Source organism: Helicobacter bilis, from assembly GCF_900198365.1.
Lineage (GTDB): Bacteria > Campylobacterota > Campylobacteria > Campylobacterales > Helicobacteraceae > Helicobacter_A > Helicobacter_A bilis_B.
The window spans coordinates 1-24,634 of record NZ_FZMS01000023.1; the positions used below are offsets into that span (position 1 = coordinate 1).

The 24,634-nt window shown below is 35.0% G+C and carries 26 protein-coding genes; 5 read left to right on the plus strand and 21 right to left on the minus strand.

Annotated features, from left to right (window positions below):
- Positions 1 to 550: 550 nt before the first annotated feature.
- From C6H08_RS03525 to C6H08_RS03565, 9 genes are all read right to left on the minus strand, one after another.
- Positions 551 to 988, minus strand: a complete 438-nt coding sequence (locus C6H08_RS03525) for a DUF1353 domain-containing protein (RefSeq protein WP_052093014.1) — start codon at positions 986 to 988, stop codon at positions 551 to 553.
- A 3-nt stretch (positions 989 to 991) separates the two neighbouring features.
- Complete coding sequence (locus C6H08_RS03530) at positions 992 to 1,777, minus strand: hypothetical protein (RefSeq protein ID WP_034565661.1); 786 nt, start codon at positions 1,775 to 1,777, stop codon at positions 992 to 994.
- A gap of 94 nt (positions 1,778 to 1,871) precedes the next feature.
- Positions 1,872 to 3,053 (minus strand): phage capsid family protein, encoded by a 1,182-nt coding sequence (locus C6H08_RS03535; protein WP_034565662.1) that lies wholly within the window; start codon positions 3,051 to 3,053, stop codon positions 1,872 to 1,874.
- A gap of 100 nt (positions 3,054 to 3,153) precedes the next feature.
- The gene (locus C6H08_RS03540) at positions 3,154 to 3,450 is read right to left on the minus strand and encodes a hypothetical protein (protein ID WP_138154551.1); all 297 of its coding nucleotides are present in this window, start codon (positions 3,448 to 3,450) and stop codon (positions 3,154 to 3,156) included.
- Positions 3,443 to 3,829, minus strand: a complete 387-nt coding sequence (locus C6H08_RS03545; protein WP_034565664.1) for a hypothetical protein — start codon at positions 3,827 to 3,829, stop codon at positions 3,443 to 3,445. Before C6H08_RS03545 ends, C6H08_RS03540 begins: the two co-directional genes overlap by 8 nt.
- A 21-nt stretch (positions 3,830 to 3,850) precedes the next feature.
- Positions 3,851 to 4,486: a hypothetical protein gene (locus C6H08_RS03550; RefSeq protein ID WP_034579156.1), complete on the minus strand. Its 636-nt coding sequence runs from the start codon at positions 4,484 to 4,486 to the stop codon at positions 3,851 to 3,853.
- Positions 4,487 to 4,588: 102 nt separating this feature from the next.
- A complete protein-coding gene (locus C6H08_RS03555) occupies positions 4,589 to 5,242 on the minus strand; it encodes a hypothetical protein (RefSeq protein WP_034565667.1) in 654 nt (217 codons plus the stop codon).
- Positions 5,242 to 5,688 carry a hypothetical protein gene (locus C6H08_RS03560; protein WP_034565668.1) on the minus strand — a complete coding sequence of 149 codons (447 nt, stop codon included), beginning with the start codon at positions 5,686 to 5,688 and terminating at the stop codon, positions 5,242 to 5,244. Before C6H08_RS03560 ends, C6H08_RS03555 begins: the two co-directional genes overlap by 1 nt.
- A gap of 10 nt (positions 5,689 to 5,698) precedes the next feature.
- Positions 5,699 to 6,094, minus strand: coding sequence for a hypothetical protein (locus C6H08_RS03565; protein WP_034565670.1), 396 nt, complete (start codon positions 6,092 to 6,094; stop codon positions 5,699 to 5,701).
- 130 nt (positions 6,095 to 6,224) lie between these two features.
- Here C6H08_RS03565 and C6H08_RS03570 point away from each other — a divergent pair, with 130 nt between their 5' ends.
- Both C6H08_RS03570 and C6H08_RS03575 read left to right on the plus strand, forming a co-directional pair.
- Positions 6,225 to 6,695 (plus strand): hypothetical protein, encoded by a 471-nt coding sequence (locus tag C6H08_RS03570; protein ID WP_034565672.1) that lies wholly within the window; start codon positions 6,225 to 6,227, stop codon positions 6,693 to 6,695.
- Positions 6,688 to 6,996 (plus strand): hypothetical protein, encoded by a 309-nt coding sequence (locus C6H08_RS03575; RefSeq protein ID WP_034565674.1) that lies wholly within the window; start codon positions 6,688 to 6,690, stop codon positions 6,994 to 6,996. The genes C6H08_RS03570 and C6H08_RS03575 overlap by 8 nt, the downstream gene beginning before the upstream one ends.
- A 101-nt stretch (positions 6,997 to 7,097) precedes the next feature.
- Here the strand turns inward: C6H08_RS03575 and C6H08_RS03580 are convergent, their stop codons facing one another.
- The 7 genes from C6H08_RS03580 to C6H08_RS03610 form a co-directional block, all read right to left on the minus strand.
- The gene (locus tag C6H08_RS03580; protein ID WP_138196175.1) at positions 7,098 to 7,748 is read right to left on the minus strand and encodes a hypothetical protein; all 651 of its coding nucleotides are present in this window, start codon (positions 7,746 to 7,748) and stop codon (positions 7,098 to 7,100) included.
- A gap of 107 nt (positions 7,749 to 7,855) precedes the next feature.
- Complete coding sequence (mnmA, locus tag C6H08_RS03585) at positions 7,856 to 8,917, minus strand: tRNA 2-thiouridine(34) synthase MnmA (protein ID WP_267892870.1); 1,062 nt, start codon at positions 8,915 to 8,917, stop codon at positions 7,856 to 7,858.
- Positions 8,918 to 9,018: 101 nt separating this feature from the next.
- Positions 9,019 to 9,396, minus strand: coding sequence for a c-type cytochrome (locus tag C6H08_RS03590; RefSeq protein WP_034565677.1), 378 nt, complete (start codon positions 9,394 to 9,396; stop codon positions 9,019 to 9,021).
- A 72-nt stretch (positions 9,397 to 9,468) separates the two neighbouring features.
- Positions 9,469 to 10,506 (minus strand): dephospho-CoA kinase, encoded by a 1,038-nt coding sequence (gene coaE / locus C6H08_RS03595; protein ID WP_052093017.1) that lies wholly within the window; start codon positions 10,504 to 10,506, stop codon positions 9,469 to 9,471.
- Positions 10,507 to 10,709: 203 nt separating this feature from the next.
- On the minus strand, positions 10,710 to 12,830 hold the full coding sequence (locus C6H08_RS03600; protein WP_052093019.1) for an RNA degradosome polyphosphate kinase: 2,121 nt from the start codon (positions 12,828 to 12,830) through the stop codon (positions 10,710 to 10,712).
- 330 nt (positions 12,831 to 13,160) lie between these two features.
- Positions 13,161 to 14,603 (minus strand): type I glutamate--ammonia ligase, encoded by a 1,443-nt coding sequence (gene glnA, locus C6H08_RS03605; protein WP_034579160.1) that lies wholly within the window; start codon positions 14,601 to 14,603, stop codon positions 13,161 to 13,163.
- Between the two features lie 110 nt (positions 14,604 to 14,713).
- On the minus strand, positions 14,714 to 16,087 hold the full coding sequence (locus tag C6H08_RS03610) for a sodium-dependent transporter (protein ID WP_104686105.1): 1,374 nt from the start codon (positions 16,085 to 16,087) through the stop codon (positions 14,714 to 14,716).
- A gap of 596 nt (positions 16,088 to 16,683) precedes the next feature.
- Between C6H08_RS03610 and C6H08_RS03615 the strand changes: the two genes are divergently transcribed.
- On the plus strand, positions 16,684 to 17,889 hold the full coding sequence (locus tag C6H08_RS03615) for an argininosuccinate synthase (RefSeq protein ID WP_034565682.1): 1,206 nt from the start codon (positions 16,684 to 16,686) through the stop codon (positions 17,887 to 17,889).
- Positions 17,890 to 18,075: 186 nt separating this feature from the next.
- Positions 18,076 to 18,243: a hypothetical protein gene (locus tag C6H08_RS03620; protein ID WP_233708465.1), complete on the plus strand. Its 168-nt coding sequence runs from the start codon at positions 18,076 to 18,078 to the stop codon at positions 18,241 to 18,243.
- Between the two features lie 322 nt (positions 18,244 to 18,565).
- Here C6H08_RS03620 and C6H08_RS03625 read toward each other — a convergent pair whose 3' ends face one another.
- The gene (locus tag C6H08_RS03625) at positions 18,566 to 20,752 is read right to left on the minus strand and encodes a TonB-dependent receptor domain-containing protein (RefSeq protein ID WP_034579162.1); all 2,187 of its coding nucleotides are present in this window, start codon (positions 20,750 to 20,752) and stop codon (positions 18,566 to 18,568) included.
- A 425-nt stretch (positions 20,753 to 21,177) separates the two neighbouring features.
- Between C6H08_RS03625 and C6H08_RS03630 the strand changes: the two genes are divergently transcribed.
- Positions 21,178 to 21,972 carry a ferritin-like domain-containing protein gene (locus C6H08_RS03630; RefSeq protein ID WP_034565685.1) on the plus strand — a complete coding sequence of 265 codons (795 nt, stop codon included), beginning with the start codon at positions 21,178 to 21,180 and terminating at the stop codon, positions 21,970 to 21,972.
- Positions 21,973 to 22,047: 75 nt separating this feature from the next.
- Here C6H08_RS03630 and C6H08_RS03635 read toward each other — a convergent pair whose 3' ends face one another.
- The 4 genes from C6H08_RS03635 to C6H08_RS03650 form a co-directional block, all read right to left on the minus strand.
- Positions 22,048 to 22,293 carry a hypothetical protein gene (locus C6H08_RS03635; protein WP_034565686.1) on the minus strand — a complete coding sequence of 82 codons (246 nt, stop codon included), beginning with the start codon at positions 22,291 to 22,293 and terminating at the stop codon, positions 22,048 to 22,050.
- Between the two features lie 2 nt (positions 22,294 to 22,295).
- Positions 22,296 to 23,138, minus strand: coding sequence for a metal ABC transporter permease (locus C6H08_RS03640; protein ID WP_052093021.1), 843 nt, complete (start codon positions 23,136 to 23,138; stop codon positions 22,296 to 22,298).
- Positions 23,139 to 23,272: 134 nt separating this feature from the next.
- Positions 23,273 to 23,887, minus strand: a complete 615-nt coding sequence (locus C6H08_RS03645; protein ID WP_034579165.1) for a hypothetical protein — start codon at positions 23,885 to 23,887, stop codon at positions 23,273 to 23,275.
- 194 nt (positions 23,888 to 24,081) lie between these two features.
- On the minus strand, positions 24,082 to 24,627 hold the full coding sequence (locus C6H08_RS03650) for a GNAT family N-acetyltransferase (RefSeq protein WP_034579168.1): 546 nt from the start codon (positions 24,625 to 24,627) through the stop codon (positions 24,082 to 24,084).
- Between the last annotated feature and the right edge of the window lie 7 nt (positions 24,628 to 24,634).

Genomic DNA, 24,634 nt, shown 5'->3' on the forward strand with positions numbered 1-24,634 from the left:
AACGGATTAAAGGGTTTTTTGAGTATCAACGCTTAAGACTATCAACACAAACACCGCTTAAAATCTATCCCTTGACTGATTTTCAAAGCCTCTTTTTTTTTATTTCCGTAGACTGAAAGCAAACAAAAAGTAAAAATTTTTTGTTTGTGTCCTTAATGTATTCTTTAAAGCAATTGCGTTAGTGTATTATGTTTTGGAGTAATTCAAAATATCGGTTTAAGAATAGTTATGTTTTTGTTACTTTTTTCCTTGTCATGTTGAGCGTAAGCGAAACATCTACCCTTTAATACAAGTAAAGATTTTTCGGCTAAAGCCTCAAAATGACAAGCATAAAGCCCCATTCCGTGCGGCAAGTCTTTAAAAAACAAGGTTTATGCCCTTGCGTTTAAAGATTTTTTAGCAAAGCACACAAGCCCATATTCTAGTATTTGCATTATAGCTTTATGAGTTTTAGCCTTTAAAATAGCTAGGAGTTACCTAAATGCGTAATGACTAGCTATTTTAAAGGCTAATCTCTTAAATGTATAATCAAAGACGAATATCTAAAAAATTAAGCCTTGAGTCCATACTTAAATATCGCATACACTCTCACCGAAGCATACAAAACAAACCGAGTAAAAGCATTCACTTTAATAGCTTTCATGGAATCTAAAAATAGCTTATCCGCCTCACATCTTCTTACAAAGCGATTTTGCAAAGCAATAGGCAATTTATCTTTATCAACAGCTACTTTATTCCATAACTCTTTATTCAAAAAAGCTACACATAATCTATCATGCAATACTGCACACTTTGTATATCTGCCAAAAGGTGGATATATACTCCAAAATATACGAGGCACACTTGCAAAGTCTGTAATAAAGCCTTTTTCTACTTTTAATAACGCTTCTTTATTGCTATCTAAATAGTATGTGAAGGTATCTAGCACTTCATAATGCCTTCCATCATCTCTCACTCTTACATCTAAAGGTTCTCTAAAACTAGACATACATTAACCTTGTGTAGCTTGTGTGCTTGACATGCTTTGGAGGTGTTGTAATGCAAAGTCTTTATCAAACTTTGCATTACGCAAGGAAATTACATCACTAGCACTCTCTAAAGTCTTTATAACCTTTTGTCTATAACCGATTAAAAAGCTACTTGCCATTCTATATTTTTGTGCTTTTTCTATAATCTTATTTGCAAATTCGCTAATATCTCTACCTTGAGTTGTTGCCATGATTACAATATTTGGTGCTTGTGCTACATCATTATTTGCTAAATACGCCTTAGCTTCTTTTTCTTGTGTCTCCCAAGAAATCATTTCGCTTAAAGGTGTATTTTCGCCCATAATGATATTAATCACAGCGTTATAACTCTCATTAGCTAGATTGATATATAAATTACGCACATATTCTAAATCTAGCACAAAGCTTTCAGTGTTCTCATCATAAATATTACCATTACAAACTTCAAAAGATTGATTAGTAGGTATTACAACGACTTTTTCATCATCATTATAAAACTCTTTTTGTTCTTTTGTAAAGCTATATAATAGCTCGTTATTTTCCCCAAGCACACCATAAAGCACATTATCTTTTGTTGCAATCTCTTTTTTAATCACAAAGTCATTATTTATATATTCTGTGCCTATTTTCACTTTATTTATAAGCTTTTTAGGAATGCTTACGACATGCAAATCGTTCTCATTCCATTCAGGCATATCGTTTTTAGTGAAAATCCATACAACCTTGTTGCCAACAATATTGGCGTAAGTGGTATCATCTTTTGCAATCATTTCTTTACCTTTATTGCGTTGTCTTTTTGCAAGTGTGGGCTAGTGCTTCGCACGAGCGGTCGCTTTTAAGTGATTCAGCATAAAAGTCTGCGGCTTATTCTTTTGAAGTAATATATCCAATCACTCCAAAATCTTTCCCATGATAAATAGAATTATGATTTCCACCGCTTTTAATTGCATCAAATACAGCCTTTCTTACACCGATAATCTTATCTGCTGCAACAAGAGTTTTTCTATTCATGTCTGCTTTTTGTGTAAGTAGCCTAATGTTTCCATTATTTGCATAAATACACGCACTAGCACCAAGCAAAAAGCCAATAGAAGTCGCTTGGTTGTTTCCATGATAGTCATTCACGCTCATAAGTTCAGCATCTTTATTGACATACTTTGCAAATTGATTATTATCTACTTCACTATGGAGTAATCCTGCTTGTTCTTTACTCCAAGTAGGAAGCTCCACAATCCAGCAGTTATCAATCTTACCTAAAAAGCCAGTGAAAAACGCATGTTCTAAACCTTGATTATGATTTACTGCTTGCATTTCCCTCCATTCAGGATCGCTTTTTAGTTGTTCTGCTTGATAGCTATCGATAAATAGTAAATACACCTTGCTTGAGAATTGCGTATCGCCAATAGTTTTTACTTGCACTTTAGTAGGTTTGACTACAAAGCTTTCTTTACCATCAAGTCCAATACCATTTTTAGCACAAAAGATAAGCCTACGAATAGACTGCACAGAACACACATCGCCTTTGCTTACCTTAGCACACATACTCTTAACGGTATCATTTTGCGTAAAATTATGCACTCCACCTTGAGCTTTAGCTGCAGCACATACAACATTTGTAAGGTTATTTGTAAGATTAGCAATAATAAATCTATCACTTCTTTCAGCAAACCATTGAATAAGATTTTCTTTACACTCTTTCACAAAGTCAATATTCTTTGTGTTTGAGTAAATATCTATCTCACTTTGAAAACCATTAGCAATAACTTCAGGGCTTAGTGTCCTCGCATACCAATCCATTTCATCTAAGTTATCAGCAATATTTGCATTACCAGTAACACCATCGCCATAACTTTTGCCTTTAAGCCTTGCAGTAAAAGGGCTTAAATCAGTAATTTTATATTGCCTTATCACTCTATCCGCACCACTTCCAGTGTAAAAGTCAAAAAGACTATCAGCCCAATAACCTTTTTCTATATCACTTGCAATCTCTTCATTTACATAAGGGTGTTGTCCTAGACTATTATAGTCGATAAAATCATTAGCCATTTTAATTTCCTTTCAAATTAAGATAAATATTCGCACTTGATTATACATTTTGCAAGTTTTTAAAATTTTGACTAGTCATTATCGCTTAGATAACTCCTAGTCAAAATTTTAAAAAATCACGCACATTGCGTAAGCAATTTGCCCTGCAAAAAGCTATAATACAAATACTAGAATCTGTTTTTGTTTCCACTTTGTCATGTTGAGCGTATAATCCGCAAAAAGCAGCACAAAACATAAACGCACAAAGTAGATTCTCTGTGCGGAAGTATTGCGAGGCAATTTTAAGGGTTATTGAGCTTTTTTGAGAGAGAGTGTATATATAATACATGACCGAACAAAAAAGCGATGATTCCCTTAAAAGTGTCCGCAAGACAACGCACTCATAAGAGCTATACACTAAGTGTATAATCCTTCATTCTCACTTCATTCCCAAACATCTGCATTCTAAACACAATCTTTCCTTTTGTTTGAGCAGCTTTGACATCAAGCACAATAGGATATAACCTACCCTTACTACTCAAACGCACAGAAGAAGCATTGTTTTTAACCACAGTTAAACTCACACCGCCAATAAAGCGATTAGAATCACCTTTTACGCCGACATCAAGCGTTCCAGTCCCAGCTTCTAATACTTCAATATCAATGCCCATACAAATATGATTTTCAGGTATCGCACTGATAATATTTACACCTTGTTTTAAATCTGCTAGATTTATTTCTTTTTCTTCTAAAAAAGAGTTACATCTAACGAATTGTTCCACATATTCTGTAGCCATCTTTTAATCCTTTCTTTTAAATTAAAACGAGATAGAATCTAATTCCTTCTTACTCTGTGCTTGCTTAACCTTAACACTAAGATTAATAAACTGCGTTTCCAAAATCCCTTTAGCCTTAGCAAATTCAACAAGTTTCTTTTTAAACTTTGTCGCCACGACTTCCACGCCTTCACCACTTGCCCCAGCTAAAACCTTAAGTATGGGTGTATGCTCATCATTAAATGTGCCTAAATAGCTTCTAATCTCACTATCTAGCGTGTTTTTCATACCATAATAATCAGTTCCTAAAATCTCTTGTGCTTTATTGAGTTTCCTTTGATATAAATCACTCTGCAAAGCAAATAGCTTTTCTTTACGCTCTGTATCAGTGATAGGCGTAGGCGTATCAAGTGAGATAATAGGGTCTGGCACATTTTGTTTTACTTCAATGACAGGTGTTTGTGCTAAATCAATATTAGCTTCTCTATCTTTATCCAATGTTACCACTTTAGTATCATTATCAATCTTTGCAATCAAATAATCATTACCTAAGATATTTACACTATGTGCGACTTCTAGTGGGTCTATTGTATTAACAACAATTTCTTTTGTAGCATTATCGCCAATAGATTCTATTCTTTGTATAAATACACTAGGTGTATAACTTTGAACAGGCATATATTCTCCTTATAAAATTTAGTTTGAGTGCCTTTATGTGCGTAGCAAAAAACAACAGCAAAATAAAACTACGCACACAAAGACACTCATAACACGCATAAACTACCTTCTGTTAATAGGTAAATCACTATCTCTTAAGTCTAAATCCAACCCTTTTGTAGTGCCAAATTGTCCGCTTGTCTGCTTTGGTAAATCTCTCTTTTTACCGCCTTCTTCAGCCCCACCATTCATATATTGATATACTTTTTCATAGGCTTTAAACAAATCTCCTTCACTCTCTAACTCTTGTTTTTGCTTAGGGCTTAGATTTTCATTATAAAACTTTAATAGGCTATCTAAATCAGCATCAGGGTAAGCCTTAGTAAATGCAGCTTGTGCTTCCCAAATAGCTGCTCCTTGCTTATTTTGCTCAATATTTTGTGTTAATTCCTCTTTTCTTTGCTGCATTGGTGTGATTTTTTCTTGTATATATTCCATTTTAGCTTTTTCTACTTCCATTAAAAAAGCTGCTCTATCTTCAAAAAACAACTCTTCTACATCATCAGGCATATTTTCAGCATAAAAGTTTGCAAAATCACTATCTAAGGCACTCAAACTCTCATTTAATTCAGTTTCTAACGCACCAAGCTCACTTTCTTGCTGTGTTGTATCAAATGGATTTGTAGGTGCAAGGTTAGGTGCAGCTTGTCCTGCCTCTTGCGGTGGGATAATAGGCTCTTGTTCTGCTATTCCTTGTTGTGCTAACATTTCGTCCATTATAAAATCCTTTCTAGTTTATCATTTCTTAGCATTGCATTACCAAAGCTATCTTTTTGTATATAAATCACTTCATTTTGCTTTATTTCATAGATTTTTCCATGTATGCGGATATCTACATTTTCTTTTGCCCTAAAACAATAGCAATTAATCCTATGTATAATCGTATCTTTATCTCTAAAGAATGTTTCTAAATAGGTTATAAAACTATCAAACACAGGACTTGACATAAATCTTTCTAGTATCTTTTTTTCTTGTGGATTTAAAGAGTTTTTATAAGACTCAAGGCTTTTATATTCTTTTTGTGTGTTCTGTGCTATATTCTCATTATTGTCTTTGCTTTCTGTCTTATTGTCTTGTTCTTCTTCTTTGTCATGTTTGGCGTGTGCTGAAACATCTTGCGTATTCTCTACATTTAATAAATTCATCTCTTTTTCTTTTGCCATAACTTACTCCTTATCCTATTTGTGCTATAAGCTTACTTATGGTTTCTATAAAGCTATCATGTGTAATATGTGGTTCAAAGTTATTAATCAGCTTAAACTCATCAACAGCATTTTTAAAAAGCTTTGTATTGTATTTCTCACCCACTAAAGCCTTATCAAGCTCATTTATAAAGCATTCATGTAATAAAGCTTGTTTTAAATACAATAAAGGCTTTAAGGCTAAGTCTAGCGGCAATTTTGTGCTACCATTATGTATATACAAGATTCCTAAATTACTCTCATAGTAATCTCTACATGTATTAATAGGTAGCTTGCTCGTGTTTTCATAAGTGCTTATTTCAGTGCCATAAGCATTTTTTAACACTGCTTTGGTAATGGTAAAATCTAGCTCACGCATTGCAGACATTTCTAGCCTTTTTGTATTTTGCGTGATGATAGCATTATCTATAAATAAAAAAAATATCGGTTAAGAATTTGCTATTTTTCTATAATGTTATGCTTTAATAATCTATAAAAATAATAAAAAGTAGGTTATTATGAAGCGTTTTATAAGCTTTATCGCAAGTTCTGTATTAGCGTTTGGACTACAACAAGATATAAAAACACCATTGCAAAATACAAACTATCAAATATATGTAAAGCAAAGAAGCAACATCACAAAAAGTGATATAGAAATGCTTTGCAATATTATCTATGAAATAAATCAAGCCAAATGTAAAGACATAATACAGCAAAACTACACATTAAATAAAAGCCAAAAACAAAACATAAAAAGCCTATTAAAGATATTAGACAAAGTCATTTTAATTGCAAAAAACGAAATGACAAATAAATACGATGAAAAAGTATATTATTCAAGTCTAGCGTTAAAAAACCTTTTAGAATCTTTGATAAATGATACATATATGCAAATAGTAGGCAACTTTAACGCACTGAATACAAACGATTTTAATTGCTTAGAATATGGTAAAAAAGTCCATGAAATAAATGAGTTATTAAATGTCTAATTTGTATCATATTCAAATTACATTAGCCCAAATCTGTAAAAATCCACACAGAGATAATCCTACAATATTCCAGCGTTATCTATGTGTGCTAATTTTTCCTTATTGGAGTGATTTTTGCAAGTATTATAATGAGTTTTGCAAAGAAAAACACGACAATATAGAATCCTTTTTATCCGCTTTATTTGAGATTGATAACACAAAAGTAAAAAGCATATTGCAGCAGCTAGATATTTACAAAAACTACAAAATAACCGAAAAACAGAGTATGCAAGATTGTTGTAATTTTAAGTTATCTTTGTAACAATTCTACTTTCCCTTGTCATGTTTCCTTTTCCTTGTCGTGTTGAGCGGCAGCGTTACATCTCTAGCTTACTTAAAGTTTAGATTTTTCGTGCTACGCACTCAAAGCGATTTCAAATAACTCACCTTCTCATGTATTGTAGCATTACTCCTTAAAAATCTCTTTTTCTCTCTGTCCCTTGCATACTTAATAATATCATTCAAATCAGCTATAAACTCATTCAAACTTCTATATCGCATAACATATTCATCATTAAATACAATATGAGCTAAAGTATGGTTTAATCTATCTTGCATACAATCTACATAGCTTTCTTCTAAAGGATGAAAATAACTTGCATTTGTATTCTGTCTTAATATCTCTTTATATTCTCTATTATTATAGGCTTCTTTTAGCACTCTTGCCATAGTGAGATTATAGGCTATTATGTTAGGATTATAGCTTGTGTTATTATTTGATGTTGTGTTTATATGTGAGATATTAAAGCCAAATAGCTTGTTTGCGTATTTATTATATTCTAGCCTTATGTAGCTATCTTTAATGCTATTTAAAAATAGGCTTACTTCCTTTACTATCTTAGCCTTATTTTCAATGCTATTTCCTTGTTGCAATCTTTTATATATCTCTTGCAAACTATACGCTATTATAGGCACTCTTTTTACTCTTTTGTTATCTTGTTTTAAGTGAGTAAATATCTCTTTATCTCTTAAAAGCATATCGTTAAAATCTTTTTCTTGTGTGTCTATACGCAATACAAATCAAAAATAACTACTCACACTTAAATACAATGGAAACAATTCAAAATACACAAGCTTTTATTTTTTTCTCCATGATATTTTATACAATGCTAGAATCTAGCCTATATAATCACACCGCCACCCAGCACAATATCATCTTTATAAATCACTAAAGCTTGTCCTTTTGCTACGCCATATACAGGCTCTTTTAATGTCGCTACGATTTTATCATCTTGTATAGTAATGGTCGCATTGCTTGGTGTGCTACGATAACGCACTTTTGCTTTATATTCGCCGTTTCTAAACTCATTTGGTAGAGATTTGTTTAACGCGGTTACACAAAAGGTCTCTAGCTCTTCTTTTTTGCCAACTATGATTTCATTCTCTTTTGGGTTAATCTTTAGCACAAAATGCGGCTCATGCGCACCCTTAACACTAAAGCCTTTGCGTTTGCCAATAGTGTATTGCATGTAACCCTTATGTTCGCCAACGATGTTTCCCTGCGTATCACGCACAACGCCCTTGTTTTCCACGCTGACATGCTTTTTTAAAATATCAATATAATCTGTCTCAACAAAGCAAATCTCTTGCGACTCTTTATAAGATTCCAAATCTCCAAGTATTGGCAAAGCCGCAAACGCCTTAGGTTTCACCTCCTCTTTTAGCATATCGCCAAGCGGGAAAATAAGGCGATTAATCGCATCTTGACTAATGGCGTATAAAAAGTAGCTTTGATCCTTGCTCTTATCCCTTGCCTCTTGTATCCGCTTTATGCCATCTATGCTTGTAATGCGTGCATAATGTCCCGTTGCGATATACTCACAGCCATAGCCAAGTGCCGCATTTAAGGCTAGTCCAAACTTCATTAGTGGATTACACAACGCACAAGGATTGGGTGTCTCACCACGCTTATAAGATTCTACAAACTCATTATAGACTGCTTTTTTAAACTCTTCTTTTGCTTCTATAATCTTAAATTCTAAGCCCAAAAACTCACATACTTTCTCGCAGTTTCTAATAAAAACCGCATGCTTCTCTTCTTTATCATGAAGTTTTAGATAGATTCCCAAAACTTCATAGCCTTGCTGTTGCAATAAGTAAGCAGAATATGAACTATCGACGCCACCACTCATTAATAATGCAACTTTTTTATTATTTTGTTCCATAAAATATAACCTTAATATAATTTAGTGTAAGAAATGTATTCTATCGTATAAAATTGAATAGCATGTAATGCAATGGGCTTAGATTCTGACAATATTAGAATTTACACCCATTTACACCCTCACTCATGCGTTCTAATGTATTTATATAGCACATGGATTTCAGAATCTGTTAAGTAGTATTTTGGCATAACCGCATGTGTTTTACGCAAGGCTTCTGTAAATCTTTGCAAGTCAAGTCCTGTAATATCTGGTGCATTTATCTCTATCGCTTTACCCCTATGCGTGTAGCTTACAAGCTGTTTGCCCTTGCCATATTCTCCATGGCATTTTTTACAGCTAATACCGCGTGGTTCTTGATACAGATATTTGCCATACTCTTCTTCTGTCATAAATTGCTCACTTATTATAGAATCTTTTGTATCAGCTTCTTGATCGAAAGCATATATATACTGAAAACACACAATACATAGCATAAAAGCACAACAATATCTTATCATTTCTCACTCCATAGCTTAAAAAAGGTGTTATTGTAACAAATTATTGTTATGCAATATCACTTCTGCCATTTTTTAATATTGACTTAAAAATGCCTGTAAAAAAGATTCTATATTTTTTTGCAGCGTTTTTAAATCGCTTGTGTTTTCAATGACAAAATCGCTTTTACTTCGCTTTATCTCAATATCAATTTGTGAATCCACTCTTTTTATCGCGTCTTCAAGGTTTAGATTGTTTCTGGCTTGTATGCGTTGTATTTGCATATCCCTTGTGGCATATACACAGATAACAAATCGCTTTTTATACTCATATTTGCTTTCAAAATAAAGCGGAATATCTATGAAGTATGGGCTTTTCTTTTTCTCTAAAATCTCGCACTCTTGTGCGATATACTGCTGAATGAGTGGGTGAAGTATAGATTCTAACTTTGCTTTTTTCTCAGCATTGTTAAATACTATATTGCCTAATTTTTCACGACTAATTATTATTGCTTTAGTATTAGATTCTAAATTGTGTTTTTTGTCATGTTGGTCGTTTAGAAGAGGTGGAATATCTTTATCTAAAATTGTTGCGGATTTTAGAACATTGTCATCTTGAAGTTCAAGCAAAAAATCTGCTTTAGATTCTATACTAGATACTTTGCCTAAAGGCTTAGTGCGATAAGTTATCTTAGAATCAAGATTCTTTTGAGTTTCTAAACACGCTTTGCCTTTACTCTCTAAGTCCGTGCTAGATATTTCCCCTTCGCTTTGCTTAAGGTTGATATGACAATCTTTAGATTCCTTGCTCTCTGCTACTTGAGCGGTAGCAGATTGTATTGAATCTATGAAATCTAACTCCCTTTCATTTTCCAAACACGCTTCATTTTGAGATGAAGTCAAAATAGTGGCTTTAGAATCTATGCTAGATATTTGCTTACGCATAGCATAGCAATCACTAGATTCTAAAATCTCATCACCAAATGCCGCCACAACGCTACTTTTAGCTGCCTCCAATGCTTTTCGTGCGATTATATCCGCATCAATAATCTTAAATCCATGCAATGCTAAAAGCCTTGCTGTTGTGCTTTTCCCACAACCTATACCGCCCGTAAGTATATTTGCGTAATACATTGTTGTCCTTTTTAGATTCTATACCCTTATTATTTTGCACCAAAAGCTCTGCATCCACCCTTAGAAATGTGGCAACCGCTGTGCACTTTGTATGAGATGATAAGTTCTCTTTGAATGTTGCAACCATATATTTTGCTATACTTAAAATAACGCCTACTGAAATCTAAACCTAACTATACACACAAATCATTAAAGCTTATAAGTTACGACTCGCCCATCATGCGTGTTACAAGTCGTTTCATTTTTTCATCAACTTTTTTGCTCGCATTATGAATTTGTGTAGTCATTCTCTCCCATGCTTCTTGCGATGAGAGTCCGCCATCTTTTGCTGGGACTTTTTGATATTCACCATCGCTTTTCAATTCATATCTTTGCATAGTGTCATTTAACTGCAAGGTTAGAATCTGCATGAGTTTTTCTGCTACGCGTTTATTTATCGCTGGTGTGAGTAGCTCCACTCTACGCTCCAAGTTTCTTGGCATAATGTCTGCACTTGCAAAGTAAATGTTTGTTTTTGCATGTTTAAAATAATAGATTCTAGCATGTTCTAAATATTTGCCAACGATTGAATACACATTGATATTTTCGCTCAATCCCGCAACTCCGGGTTTCAAGCAACATATACCGCGTATGATGAGATCTACTTTTACGCCCACTTGTGATGCTTTGTATAACGCATTTATAATGTCAATATCCACACATGCGTTTGCTTTCATAATGATTTTACCTTGTTCTTTATGTGCGATTTCATCATTGATTAATTGCAAAAGGTGCTTTTTTATCTGCGTTGGCGCACTATATAGCGTATCAAGTGTAGCGCGTTTAGAGCTACCTGCAGAGAGTGAGTGAAAGAATTTTACCGCATCTTTTGCAAAGGCTGGATTTGCACTAAGCAAACTCACATCTGTGTAAATTTTTGCAGTTTGTGCGTTGTAGTTACCAGAGCTTAAATGCACATATTCATGCAATTTATCCCCTTTTTTGCGAATGACAAGCGCTATTTTTGCATGCACTTTTAGGTTTGGCACACCATAGATTACATGTGCTCCAGCAGCTTCTAAAGCCTTTGCCCAGTGAAGATTGTTTTCTTCATCAAAGCGCGCCTTTAACTCAACGAGTGCGGTTACTTGCTTGACCTCAGCGGCTTCGGTTAGGGCTTTAACAATGGGCGATTTTGCCCCTACACGATAAAGTGTCATGCGGATAGATAGCACATCAGGGTCTTTTGCTGCTTGTTGTATAAACTGCACGACAGGATCAAAGCTCTCAAATGGGTGAAATAGCAATATATCCTCTTTTTCAATGCAATCAAAAATATTTACAGAATCATCAAGTGGTGGCAGAGTCTTTGCTACATATTGTGGCAAGGTAAGATATGCATATTCTTTTAATCCTACAAGCTCCCAAAAGGCATTCATGCCAATAGGCGTCTTATATGTATAGACATCTTCTTTTGGCACTTTTAGCTGCGTATTAATAAAATCTAGCAATTTTGTATATTCGCTCTCTTTGTTCGCACTGCCGACTTCAAGCCGCACAATCTCGCCTTTTTTCCTTGCCCGTAAGCCCTCGCTCATAAGCGCGATAAAGTCATCTGCCTCATCTTCTTCTATCTCCATATCCGCATTTCTTGTAACTCTAAATGGCAGATACGCAAGTGTCTCATAGCCCTCAAATAGCTCACTTGCAAACTCGCCAACAATGCTTTCAGTAAATACAAAAGAGTCATGATTCACACGCACAAAACGCTTCAAAACGCGTGATATACGCACCATGCCATACTTTATCTCATTTGTTTCCTTATTTTTTAATGTTAGGGCTATGGCAAAGCTTAGGTTATTAAGATGGGGGAATGGATGCACAGAATCTACAACGATAGGCACGATAATGGGATACAAATAGGTCTTAAAATATTTATGCATCTCCTGCTTTGTTCTAGAATCAAGCTCATCAAAATTACGCAAAATAAGCTTTTCTGCCGCAAGTGATTTCTTAATATCATTATACAGATTTGCAATAATATCTTTTTCTTTGTTGATGTATGTGCGTATGGCATTTAGCTGCTCTAAAGGCGTGAGTTTATCAGCCCCGCTCTCAATAACACCATTTGCAAAAAGTCTCTGCAAACCAGCTACCCTTATCATATAAAATTCATCAAGATTTGTGCTATAAATCGCTAGAAACTTTAGTCGCTCAAGTAGGGGCAACTTTGTATTCTTTGCCTCATTTAAAACGCGCGTGTTAAATCTTAGCCAACTTAACTCGCGGTTAAAATACATGTCTTTTTTTGCGATTTCTGCGTTTGTCTGTTTATCCTTTTGCATACCACTCTCCTTGTGTCTTTCTTATATTTTACATTATTTTTTGAATTTCACAGAGATTTTATGCAATTATGACTATTTTATAAGCATATAGTTATAAATTTTGATATGTATTTTAAGAAAATGTGGTAGGGATCGTAGATTCTAAATAGTTAGAATCTTGATGTTTATTGTAAATTTGTAGAGATAACACAGGATTAGAATCTACAAAAAGATTTTACAATTTCTAATTTGCATACTAAAATCTGCTTACACTAGATTCTAAGCATGGAATCTAGTATCATGTAAATATTCACAAGGGACTTATACAATGATGCTTTGCACTAATGCAAACTAGCAACTATAAGTTGAGATAAACTCAAATGGGTGTGGTCTTGCTTCCCAGGGCCAGATTTCTGTTTCAAACTTATATGCTTTATATACTTGTAAAAAGTCTTCGCTAAAGACATTGCCCTCTTTTAGATACTCTCTATCTGTAAGCATTTCTTCAATAGCACTACGCAATGTGTGCGGTAATTGCTTGATGCCTTTATCTCTAATTTCATCAAGGCTTAATTCAAAAAGATTAATATCCATAGGCTCACCCGGATTTGTCTTTTTTATAATGCCATCAAGTCCTGCCATAAATAGACTAGCAAAGGCTAGATAAGGATTACTCGAGCTATCTGGGAATCTAAACTCCATTCTTTTTGCTTTCTCCCCTTGATTGTATGGAATCCTAACACTTGCACTTCTATTTTGCGCAGAATATGTTAGAATGCTTGGGGCTTCAAAGCCCGGTATCAGCCTTTTGTATGAATTTGTGCTAGCATTTGTAAAGGCTGCTACACTTCTTGCATGTTTCAACACACCGCCTAAAAAATGCAATGCCATTTCGCTAAGCCCTTGATATTTATCACCTGCAAAGCAATTTTTACCATCTTTCCATATACTGATATGCACATGCATACCGCTGCCATTATCGCCATATAAGGGTTTTGGCATGAAGGTAGCGGTTTTGCCATTTAGATGTGCTACCATTTTTACGACATACTTTAGCTTTTGCACATTATCTGCTGCTTCTATCATATTGCCAAAACGCACACCGATTTCACACTGCCCTTGTGCGACTTCATGATGCACAACAAATGTTTCTAGCCCCACTTGATTTAGCACTTTTACCATTTCTGCACGAATATCCACTAAGGAATCCACAGGGGCAACGGGAAAATATCCACCTTTTAAGCCGGGTCTATGTCCTATATTACTCCCACCTTCAAATGTCCTATCTCTATTCCATTCTCCATCTTCTGTATCCACCTCATAGTATTGACAATTTACAGAATCTCGCATTTTAATGCTATCAAATACGAAAAATTCATTTTCAGGTCCAAAATACGCACTATCGCCAATGCCTAAATCAACTAAATGTCGCATAGCTCTTTTAACGATACTTCTAGGGCATTTCTCATAAGGCTCATTTTTATAAATATCCCAAATATCACAAAATACCACGATTGTTGTATCCGCAGTAAAAGGATCGATAAAATATCGCACAAGCTCTGGGATAAGTATCATATCAGATTGATTAATAGGCTGCCATGCTGCAAGGCTTGAGCCATCAAATGGAATACCTACTTTAAAAGTATCAGAATCAATAGCAGACATTGAGAAGCTTATATGATGCCAAGTCCCTTTTATATCTGTGAATCTAAAATCTACAAATTCTACTTCATTTGCTTTACAAAAATCAAAAAAAATCTCAATAGATTCTGGTGTGTTATGTGTGCTAGTCATGCTTAAGACTCCTTTTTTATTGCTAAAGCGGGATTATAGCATTTTACATAGAATAAAAAATAAATAGCCTATAAAATGCACTAAAGCCCTAGCAAATAGAGAATTAGACCCTATGATAAAAACTTCTCTTTGAAACTAGCCACAAAGACAACTAAAATGATAATAGGGATAATATATTTCACATATAAGAACCACACATTTACAATACCCGCATATTTTTCGCTTCCTTGCAATATTTCTTGCTTTGCTTCATCTTTAAGCACCCAACCTACAAAGATAGCACAACCAAGGGAAGTAAAGATAAAAAAGATAGTCGCACTAATATCATCAAAGGCATCAAATATACTTTTTCCTAGAATCTTTATATCACTCCATGCGTTATCACCCAAGATTGAGGGGATATTACCAAGCACAAATACCACGCTTAAAACAAGGAATACCGCTACTTTTTTATTCATACCAAATTTCTCTTCTAACACAACGATTAAAACTTGAAAATTTGGCAATGAAGTCGTAAATGCCGTAAGCATAAGCAAGCAGAAAAATGCAACCATAAAAATCGTGCCACCATGCATTTTAGAAAACACAATAGGCAAACTCTCAAATACAAGGCTAGGACCAGCAGCAGGATCTACACCAAAGCTAAAGAGTGATGGGAAAATCATAAAGCCAGCTACAACTGCAATTAAAGTATTAACAACGCCAGTGATGACAGAGGTTTTAATAAGCTGTTCATTCTTATGCAAATGCGATGAGAGCGTAATCATAACGCCAAAGCCAAGCGATAAGGCAAAGAATACTTGCCCCAATACTACAATGAATAAATCAAGTGTGATTTTACTAAAATCAGGTGTTAAGTAGTATCTAATGCCCTCCATAGCACCATCTAAAGTAACATTTCGTATAACCATGCCAATCATAAGGCAGAAAAGAAGCGGCATGAGAATCTTTGCGGCTTTTTCGATTCCATTAATAACACCGCGAGTTAAAACAATGTAGTTTGCTAAAACAAAAAAGAAGGTAGCAATACTTACTGCAAGTGGTGCATGAACGACACTAGATTCCCAAAATGCCTTTGTCTCACTAGCAGAAAGTGTATGCGAGAGAGAAAGTGAGCCTGTTATACTATTAAAAATATAGTTTAAAACCCAACCGCCAATCACCATGTAATACGCCATAATACCAAAACAGCCAATAAGCCCAGTAATGCCTATAATCTTCCAAAGTGGTGATATGGGTTTGCCATTTGCAGTGCCGCTAAAGCAGTCAAAAGAGTTTTTATGCATGCGTCTGCCAATCGCATTTTCAACAAGAATCATAGGGATTCCGATTAGAATCATCGCTATACAAAATGTAAGCACATACGCACCACCACCATTTTGCCCGACCATATAGGGAAAACGCCATGTAGCCCCAAAGCCTATTGTCGCACCAGCAACGGTTAAAATATATGCGAGTTGAGAACTCCAAACAGGTCTTTGCATACTAATCCTTATTATGTAAAATGTCAAATCATTTAAGTAACTTGGTAATCAATCATGATTCATTTATGTAAATAAATATGATAAACAAGATTATCAAAAAATAACAAAAAAGCTTATTTTTACAAAAAGTAACATAATAGAATCTATGTCATAAGAATAATGTTTTATGTAAAAGCAAATCGCTTGATTGCTATCATAAATGTAGAATAAAGTAAAAACTGCATGTTATAAACGCCAATAAGACAAAAGTAATAGATCTATAATATTGTGAATATTGAAAAAATTATTACCAATTTACACAGACAGAAAATATAGATTCTGCAACAAATAAAAATATTCCATCTTCCCAAAGGGTCAATATGGCAATAAACATGTGCTAGATTCTGTAAATTAAAAAATCTATTGTAAAAAGACTTATTGCACATAACCATAATAATCAAATTTTAAACATATGCAGCAAGAAATGTATTCCCATTTTTCATCGAGTTTAATTTTTGACAGCATATAGAGATTTAATAAACTAGTATTCCATAATTTAAAGCTAAAATATCACTTGTTTTAGAATCTCAATTTTACGATTTTTAAAGGAAAGTAACATGGCAATTAAAAAAGTCGTTTTGGCATACAGCGGTGGGCTTGATACAAGCGTGATTTTAAAGTGGCTTGGGGATAATTACAACTGCGAGGTGGTAACTTTCACCGCAGACATTGGGCAGGGAGAGGAAGTAGAACCCGCAAGGGCTAAGGCATTAAAGCTTGGCATTAAGAGTGAGAATATTTTCATTGAGGACTTGAGAGAAGAGTTTATCAAGGAATTTGTATTCCCTATGTTTCGTGCAAACACCATTTATGAGGGTGAATATCTGCTAGGCACAAGCATCGCACGACCCCTAATAGCAAAGCGACTTGTAGAGATAGCAAAAGCCGTTGGAGCGGACGCAGTAGCACACGGAGCAACGGGCAAGGGCAATGATCAAGTGCGATTTGAGCTTGGAGCGTATGCGCTAAATCCTGATATAAAAGTCATCGCCCCTTGGCGTGAGTGGGACCTAAACAGCCGTGAAAAGCTTCTAGCCTATGCGGAATCTGCTGGTATTAGCATTGAGAAAAAGCCAAATAAATCGCCCTATTCAATGGACGCAAACCTGCTTCATATCAGCTATGAAGGGCAGATTCTAGAAGATCCAAATGCTGAGCCTGAAGAGGATATGTGGCGTTGGAGTGTCTCACCGATGAACGCACCAAATGAACCTGAATCTATCAAGCTTGAGTTTGAAAAGGGCGATGGCGTGGCGATTAGTGGAGAGAGATTAAGCCCGGCAAGATTCTGGACGAAACTCAATGAGCTAGGGGGCAAACACGGCATAGGGCGGCTTGATTTGGTAGAAAATCGCTATGTGGGTATGAAGTCTCGCGGCTGCTATGAAACGCCCGGTGGCACGATATATCTAAAGGCTCATCGTGCGATAGAATCTTTATGCCTTGATAGAGAGGAAGCGCATTTAAAAGATTCTATTATGCCTCGCTATGCGGAGTTAATCTACAATGGCTACTGGTTTAGCCCGGAGCGAGAGGCACTTCAAGCCTTGATTGATAAGACACAAGAGCGTGTGAGTGGCGTGGTGTCTTTAAAGCTGTATAAAGGCAATGTGATTGTCGTAGGAAGAGAGTCTAAAAACTCACTCTTTAACGCCGCATACAGCACTTTTGAGGAAGATTCTGTATATAATCAAAAGGACGCCGCAGGGTTTATTAAACTCAATGCCTTAAGATTTATCATCGCAGGGAAAAGCAGGGGGTAGTAGGCTACCTTGCTTGATATATGAAATAAGAGTGGCATAATGTAATGCAATCTTTAGAATCTTGCACTTGTCATACAAAAGCCTTGCCCCCCCCTGCCATACTGATTATTCTTGTCATACCGACTCTCCCCCTTGTCATACTGAGCCTTTAGGCGAAGTATCTAAAATGTATAACGGAGTGTAATAATGGAATCTTGTAATACAAAATCTAGCTTAGATTTACCTTTAGAATCTCTCTCTTTACAACCCTTTCTACAATCTGTCCATAAAGAGCAATGGCAGGAAGTAGGGCTTGGGGAAGTTGCAGAAATCACCTCAAGCAAAAGAATTTTTTATAGCGAATATGTAGAATAAAGGATTTTTTTAGCTTTGCTTTTTTTGTTGCCATTAAAATTTGTCATGTATTTTACCTTTTTTGCTATTTCATAGTTAGTAAAAATCTAGCTTAATATAAATTTTCAATAATTGTTTGTGTCTAATATGTTAAACCAAAAGCTGTATGACAGCATCTCAGCTTTATCTCATATCTCCAATTCACCACAACCAAAAAAATAGATTTTAAATGTATTGCAAAAAAGTATTTACACATATCATTTTAACATGGATATTTAGCACCCAACTACCATTAACTCATGCAAAAAAAAGAGAAAGGATTGCCATCCTTACGTAAGTCTAGTTAAAAGTCAATGTTTAGACTGACATAATATCTTCTGCCTTCTTGAATGACACTATACATGTTAAAAAAGTAGGGTAACCCCTTTTTTGTCGAAGCGTTTGGATAAAAATCAGCATGTCTAAAATCTATAAAATTTATATCAAAAAGATTATAGATGGCAAAGCCAACTTTTAGATTCTTATTGAATCTATAAAGTCCTCCCAAGTGCATGAGAAAAAAGGGTTTATAGTAGTTGCCCAATATGGAATAACGCACAGGGTTTTTGCTAGGATCTAACCCGCGAAATCTCCCTGCTTGTGCCTCTGTCCTCATATATACATGCAGGTTTTTATAATCCCAACTTAGTTTTGAATGAAAAAGGTGTGCTAGCGTGTTTTCCAAAGGATATCCTTGCATACTACCACTTAATTGATTGCTATGAGTAAAGGTATAGTTCATGTCAAAAGCAATGTTGTAAATAGGCTTCATACTTAAAAATAACTCTAAACCCTGAATACTACTTTTATCAACATTTTCTCGTCTAGCACATGCATTACTATACGCATGAGTGCATATCTGGCTATCTTTTGTATAGCTTACATTTGTAATCTTATCCCAAAAGAATGTGTAAAAATATGTGGCTCCCATTTCCACATAATCATTGTCGCTCAATAGAGTTAGCTCTTGACTAAGGCTTGTTTCTGGTTTTAGGTTTGGATTGCCAATTGTTACCCTGCTGCCTTGATTGCCAAGCCCTATTGCTCCATCTACTAGTTCATTAAGATAGGGTGCTTTATAGCCTGATACTATGCCCCATTTTATCGTAAGCCAATCTTGCAGTGGCTCATATACTATATAGGCTTTTGGCGTAGTATGAAAGGAAAAGCGAGAGTTATAGTCTTCACGCAAGGCGAAAGTAAGCTTTAGATTATCCCTTGCCTCCCATTCATTTTCGGCAAACAAAGATATGGTATGTTGTGAAAATGTGCTAGGATTGCCGATTAAATCCTGCATATACGCATACCAATATTGCATACCAACACTCAATGTGTTGTTAAATGCCAAATCCATAAATGCCCTAGATTCTAATATCACATCTCTACCCTGAATATCCCTTGGTGTTGGTGGTGTTGTGAGTGAATTCAGTCTGCCATCATTGTATGCTTGATTGAGTTGTATGGAGTTTTGCATACTCCAATTATGGTATTTTCCCTCATGGGCTAATATTGAATTATTACGCATGATGATATAATTGCTTGCTACACTTGTATGTGGTCCCCACTGCTCTTTGCTGTTATCATATAATTGTTTTGCGAATTGTGTATCAAAGTAAATGTGATTTTGTGAATCTAGATTCCATAAAATCCGTCCACCAATATCAAAGATTAACCCCTCTGTTGTGTTTCCTATCCCACCATCTGGTGTGCTTGTAACAATTTGTCCTAATGTGTAATTATTAAGATTGTTGCTATTGTCGCCTGTTGTTGTTTGTATTGGACCTGATAGCATTATGCTTGATGGACTATGATAATAAAAGCGACTACGCAATTGTATCCCCAATACATCTTTAATAATGGGAATAACACCAAACATATTAGCAACATAATGCCCTCCAAAATACCTATGCTCATTTTGTATTGTCTCAATATTTAAATTCAGTCCATATTTGTTGATATGCCTTTTTGTGATAATATTTATAACTCCACCCATTGCATCACTGCCATACAAGGTGCTTAATGGTCCCCTTATAATCTCGATTCTTTCAATCGCATTTAATGGCGGTAAAAAACCATTATCGATTTGCTGATAACCATTATTGAAAGTGTTTATTGCCCCGCTTACACTTTGTCTTTTGCCATCTATAAGCACTAATGTATAATCGCTAGGCATACCTCGCACAGATATTTCTGCATTGCCACTTCTACCCATACCGCCTCCAATATCAATACCGGGTATGCCTGATAACACTTCTGCCAAATCTTTGTGCGGTTTAGATTCTATCTCTTCTTGTGTGATTATGGTAATTGAAGCTGGTGCATCTTTTTGTAAATGCTCTTTGCCTGTGGCAGTTGTAACGACAGATTGCAGTGTATGTGTTTTTATATCGCCTTTGATTTCTTCTTTAGTTGTATTGCTATCCATTAATGGATAAGCTAAAGCATAACCCAAATGCAATGTTGCAAAAAACGCAAATGTATATAATCTCATTTTAACCTCATATTATGATAATTAATATCATTAACAGGTGGAATTATATACATTATGAACAATTATGTATTATTATAATGATAAATTATATTAAAACTATATGCGATGGTTACCATATTCTACATTATATTTGAAAGCTTTTATAAAAGTTGCTTCTTTGTGTATTTAATAGGAGATTATATAAAATAGAAAGTATGATCAATCGTAGGATTTGTAAAAGATTTGGATGATAGCAAAAAACCAATGATAATGCTTTATATTCTTTATAATCATTTGTATAGAAAATACTTTGTGCTGTAATTGCAAGGTTTTATGTTCTCGCATTGGTTTTACATTTAAACCACCAAACATTATATGTCTTTATCGGTTTGGTTTATACTTTGCATTATTTATGTTAGAATCTGAAAGATAGAAATGGAGCATAAATGGAGTTTTTTACCGCAGTTTTTGATGCACTCACCACTACGCAAATTGATTTAAAATTACAAAAAGTAGAATATTTACAGGCAAATTTCTACACATATAATATGCAACATGATATTGAAATTAAGAGTATAACAACACCTTCTTATTCCCCTTTTTGCAAGGTTATACACCCTACGCGTTTGCAAAGACCAAAGGGCGGAAACTCAAAAGAAGCTCTAGCAAAAATCCTGCATTCAGTCGCACATATAGAATACAATGCGATTGATTTAGGGCTTGATGCGGCATATCGTTTTCGACATTTACCGCTTGAATATTATTATGATTTTATCACTCTTGCTGGTGAAGAGGTTTTGCATTTTAAGCTTTTAGAATCTTTGCTGAAAGAGCTTGGATATGGCTATGGGGATTTTTTCGTGCATGATAATCTGTTTTGTGCTATGCAAAGCACACAGACTTTAATTGATCGTATGGCACTCGTGCATAAGGGCTTAGAAGCCTTAGGACTTGATGCAAATCCATTTGTAAGAAAGAAGATAAAACAAGCACAAACACCGCTAAAATCACAGATTCTTGCTGCACTTGATAGAATCTTATATGATGAAATAGGGCATGTCTCAAAAGGCGTAAAATGGCTCAATTACGCACAAAAGCTTTATAACGACAATCGCAGTTTATGTGAGATATTGCAAGGCTATGACTTTAATATCATAGGCAAGATTCCAAATATAGAGGCAAGACTAGAGGCTGGATATAGTATGCAAGAAATAGAATCTTTGCAGCAAACTTTAAGGTAGTCTAAGAATCTCTAGAGAAATAGCCAAAAGATTCTATAACAATCTATACCAAGCATATAGAAGCAAAAGTTAGGGTTATTTTTCGCCAATATTTTGCATTTTCTCTACTTGTGTTTGTAATGATTGCACTTTGCGTTCATTTCCTGCCACACCACCTGCAATAGTGAAGAGTATGCTAAGATTTAGCGCAACAAAGAAAAAGCAGAGTATGCCAACGCCTATGCTAAGTTTCAATGCATTTTTTGTAGTCTTTTTCTGTGTGTCTAGCTCATTTTGCAAACTCTTTACTTGCTCTAGCAATGCCTTTATATCAGAATCCATATCTATCCCTTTTGTAAATATCCCAAAAACCATCTACATAAATGCACCAAAATAATGCAAATCGTGCCAACAAAGGTGATAGCTGCACCGGGCATAATATTATAAGCATAAGCAAGAAATAAGCCAACAATCATAAACAATAACGCAAAGATTCCAGCAAAAAGCATTTGAGTTTTGAGCGTTTTTGCAAAAATATTGCCCATATACGCAGGGATAGAAAGCATGGCTAATACAAGGATTAAACCTGATATTTGCATACTAAGAATAATCCCAATGGCAATAAACACAAAAATGCTTTGTGTAAAAATATTTGTATGAAGCCCACGAAGCTGACAAAACACAGAATCATAACTCACACTTAGAATCTCTCTATAATACATACCAACAAAAAGCAGCAAAATCACATCAAACACGCCCATAAGCAGCAAAGATTCCATATCCACACTAATAAGTGAGCCAAAGAGATAAGATTCCATATCGGCATTTGCGTTTGGACTAAGATTCATAAACACCACGCCCACAGACATGCCAAGCGCCCACAATATCGCATTAAAAGTATCAATATGTGTATCCCATTTCTTCTGCACAAACGCAAGGCTAAATGCCACAATAATCGCACTGATACTTGCCCCAAGCAACACAGAAAAGCCGAAAAATAGGGCAATGCCAATCCCACCATAAGCACAATGGGCAACACCGCCACCGACAAATACAATGCGATTTGACACAAGCAAAGAGCCAATTATCCCAGCAATTACACTAATAAGCACAATGGCAAGTAAGGCGTTTTGCAAAAAGCTATATTGCATAATGGCTTGCAGAAAAGATTCTAAAGTTGTTAGCATAATGTCCTGTATTTTGTAAGATGTGCGTATTATAATCTTTTAAAGCGAATTTTTATCCGCAAAGATTTATTTTAGAATCTTGTGGAAAGTTTTAAGGGAGTTTTTATGGTAGAATGGACCTGCAACCCAGTTGTTTATTTAAAAACAAGCAAACTTCTTTCTACTACGCCATCAATGCCAATATATTTGTTGGAATTTTTTAAGAAGTTATACATAAAGTCATGATATGTAGACCACGAGGCAATATTTTCAATCTCCATATAAGAATCTACGAGTCCTAAAAGCTTTATATCAAGTAAATAATGATCTATCCATGTTTGTGCCACAGGTAAAAAATCGTAGTTTTGCTTATCAAGTATAAAAAAATTTGCACCATGCTTTGCAAACATAAAAAGCAGTGTTCGAAATGGTAAAAGACTGCTTATATCTTCACTTTTATACTCCTCATCGTCTGTATCAGTAATATCGCCTCTATATCGATATATATGTTTTTCCCACTTTGACGAACCATCTTCTGTTTTAGTATGACCACAATACTGAAGCACAGCCGGGCTATCAAGCAACACGGCATAAGGGATATTATGTTTATATAGTTCTTTGCCAAGCGTAAAATAAGATTCTAACATTTCTTTGCCTGCATGTTTTATACATATAAACGCATAGCTATCAGCTTCTAAAGTATCACAATCACTAAGCCTTTTTACTTGCATAAACTTTTTGTCATTATCAAAACTACTGAATATAATCATGCGCTATTCCTTAAATCATAAATTGAGATTGTGTATTATAGCATTATCATTGGCTTTACTTAGTATTGTTTGGCTATTTGAATCATGCGGTCTTAAAAAGTCTTTATAAACTAAAGTCTAGATTCTAATCTTTTAGAATCTAGTTGGTAAAAACATTTTTACCATGATAGCTACGCAGTTTAACACACAAGAAACTAATCCTTAGCATAAATCTCCATAAGGTCTAAAAGTTTATGTTTATTGGAAAGAAACTCATCTTTTGTAAGCTCAAAAAGATAGTCTATATCGGTTTCTCCAATAATGCGTGATCCACAAAATTTGTGATATTGCACGACTTTCTTATTTGCTTTACGCACTTCAAAGCAATTTTTATTAAAACCTAAGACATAATAGGCATAATGCTTCAAAAGGTATTCACCTTCTAGAGACTGAAAAGTGGTTGCAGACTCCAACATAAGCCAGCTTCCACCTTCAAACTGCTTGCCAGAAACATTATAGATTCTAATCGTCCCAAGTGCCTTGCCTTGCTTGTCTTCTACAATGAAATACCATTCATCATTCTTTTTAAAATAGTTTTCAATGTATTGCTCTTGCAAACCCACATCATTTTTAGTTGGATTTAAAAACTTTGCCTTTGAACTACAACGAAGAGCAACGACAAATGCCGCATCAGCCAAAGTAATCTCGCGTAAATTTACATATTTTCCTTGCAATTCTTCTTCTCTAATGATTTGTGCCATAGTTTTC

What these genes read in the sequence shown, in the direction of transcription:
- C6H08_RS03525 (WP_052093014.1), bottom strand. Translation starts at nt 988, where the DNA reads ATGTCTAGTTTTAGAGAACCTTTAGATGTAAGAGTGAGAGATGATGGA.
- C6H08_RS03530 (WP_034565661.1), bottom strand. Translation starts at nt 1,777, where the DNA reads ATGATTGCAAAAGATGATACCACTTACGCCAATATTGTTGGCAACAAG.
- C6H08_RS03535 (WP_034565662.1), bottom strand. Translation starts at nt 3,053, where the DNA reads ATGGCTAATGATTTTATCGACTATAATAGTCTAGGACAACACCCTTAT.
- C6H08_RS03545 (WP_034565664.1), bottom strand. Translation starts at nt 3,829, where the DNA reads ATGGCTACAGAATATGTGGAACAATTCGTTAGATGTAACTCTTTTTTA.
- C6H08_RS03550 (WP_034579156.1), bottom strand. Translation starts at nt 4,486, where the DNA reads ATGCCTGTTCAAAGTTATACACCTAGTGTATTTATACAAAGAATAGAA.
- C6H08_RS03555 (WP_034565667.1), bottom strand. Translation starts at nt 5,242, where the DNA reads ATGGACGAAATGTTAGCACAACAAGGAATAGCAGAACAAGAGCCTATT.
- C6H08_RS03560 (WP_034565668.1), bottom strand. Translation starts at nt 5,688, where the DNA reads ATGGCAAAAGAAAAAGAGATGAATTTATTAAATGTAGAGAATACGCAA.
- C6H08_RS03565 (WP_034565670.1), bottom strand. Translation starts at nt 6,094, where the DNA reads ATGTCTGCAATGCGTGAGCTAGATTTTACCATTACCAAAGCAGTGTTA.
- C6H08_RS03570 (WP_034565672.1), top strand. Translation starts at nt 6,225, where the DNA reads ATGAAGCGTTTTATAAGCTTTATCGCAAGTTCTGTATTAGCGTTTGGA.
- C6H08_RS03575 (WP_034565674.1), top strand. Translation starts at nt 6,688, where the DNA reads ATGTCTAATTTGTATCATATTCAAATTACATTAGCCCAAATCTGTAAA.
- C6H08_RS03590 (WP_034565677.1), bottom strand. Translation starts at nt 9,396, where the DNA reads ATGATAAGATATTGTTGTGCTTTTATGCTATGTATTGTGTGTTTTCAG.
- coaE (WP_052093017.1), bottom strand. Translation starts at nt 10,506, where the DNA reads ATGTATTACGCAAATATACTTACGGGCGGTATAGGTTGTGGGAAAAGC.
- C6H08_RS03600 (WP_052093019.1), bottom strand. Translation starts at nt 12,830, where the DNA reads ATGCAAAAGGATAAACAGACAAACGCAGAAATCGCAAAAAAAGACATG.
- glnA (WP_034579160.1), bottom strand. Translation starts at nt 14,603, where the DNA reads ATGACTAGCACACATAACACACCAGAATCTATTGAGATTTTTTTTGAT.
- C6H08_RS03610 (WP_104686105.1), bottom strand. Translation starts at nt 16,087, where the DNA reads ATGCAAAGACCTGTTTGGAGTTCTCAACTCGCATATATTTTAACCGTT.
- C6H08_RS03615 (WP_034565682.1), top strand. Translation starts at nt 16,684, where the DNA reads ATGGCAATTAAAAAAGTCGTTTTGGCATACAGCGGTGGGCTTGATACA.
- C6H08_RS03620 (WP_233708465.1), top strand. Translation starts at nt 18,076, where the DNA reads ATGGAATCTTGTAATACAAAATCTAGCTTAGATTTACCTTTAGAATCT.
- C6H08_RS03625 (WP_034579162.1), bottom strand. Translation starts at nt 20,752, where the DNA reads ATGAGATTATATACATTTGCGTTTTTTGCAACATTGCATTTGGGTTAT.
- C6H08_RS03630 (WP_034565685.1), top strand. Translation starts at nt 21,178, where the DNA reads ATGGAGTTTTTTACCGCAGTTTTTGATGCACTCACCACTACGCAAATT.
- C6H08_RS03635 (WP_034565686.1), bottom strand. Translation starts at nt 22,293, where the DNA reads ATGGATTCTGATATAAAGGCATTGCTAGAGCAAGTAAAGAGTTTGCAA.
- C6H08_RS03640 (WP_052093021.1), bottom strand. Translation starts at nt 23,138, where the DNA reads ATGCTAACAACTTTAGAATCTTTTCTGCAAGCCATTATGCAATATAGC.
- C6H08_RS03645 (WP_034579165.1), bottom strand. Translation starts at nt 23,887, where the DNA reads ATGATTATATTCAGTAGTTTTGATAATGACAAAAAGTTTATGCAAGTA.
- C6H08_RS03650 (WP_034579168.1), bottom strand. Translation starts at nt 24,627, where the DNA reads ATGGCACAAATCATTAGAGAAGAAGAATTGCAAGGAAAATATGTAAAT.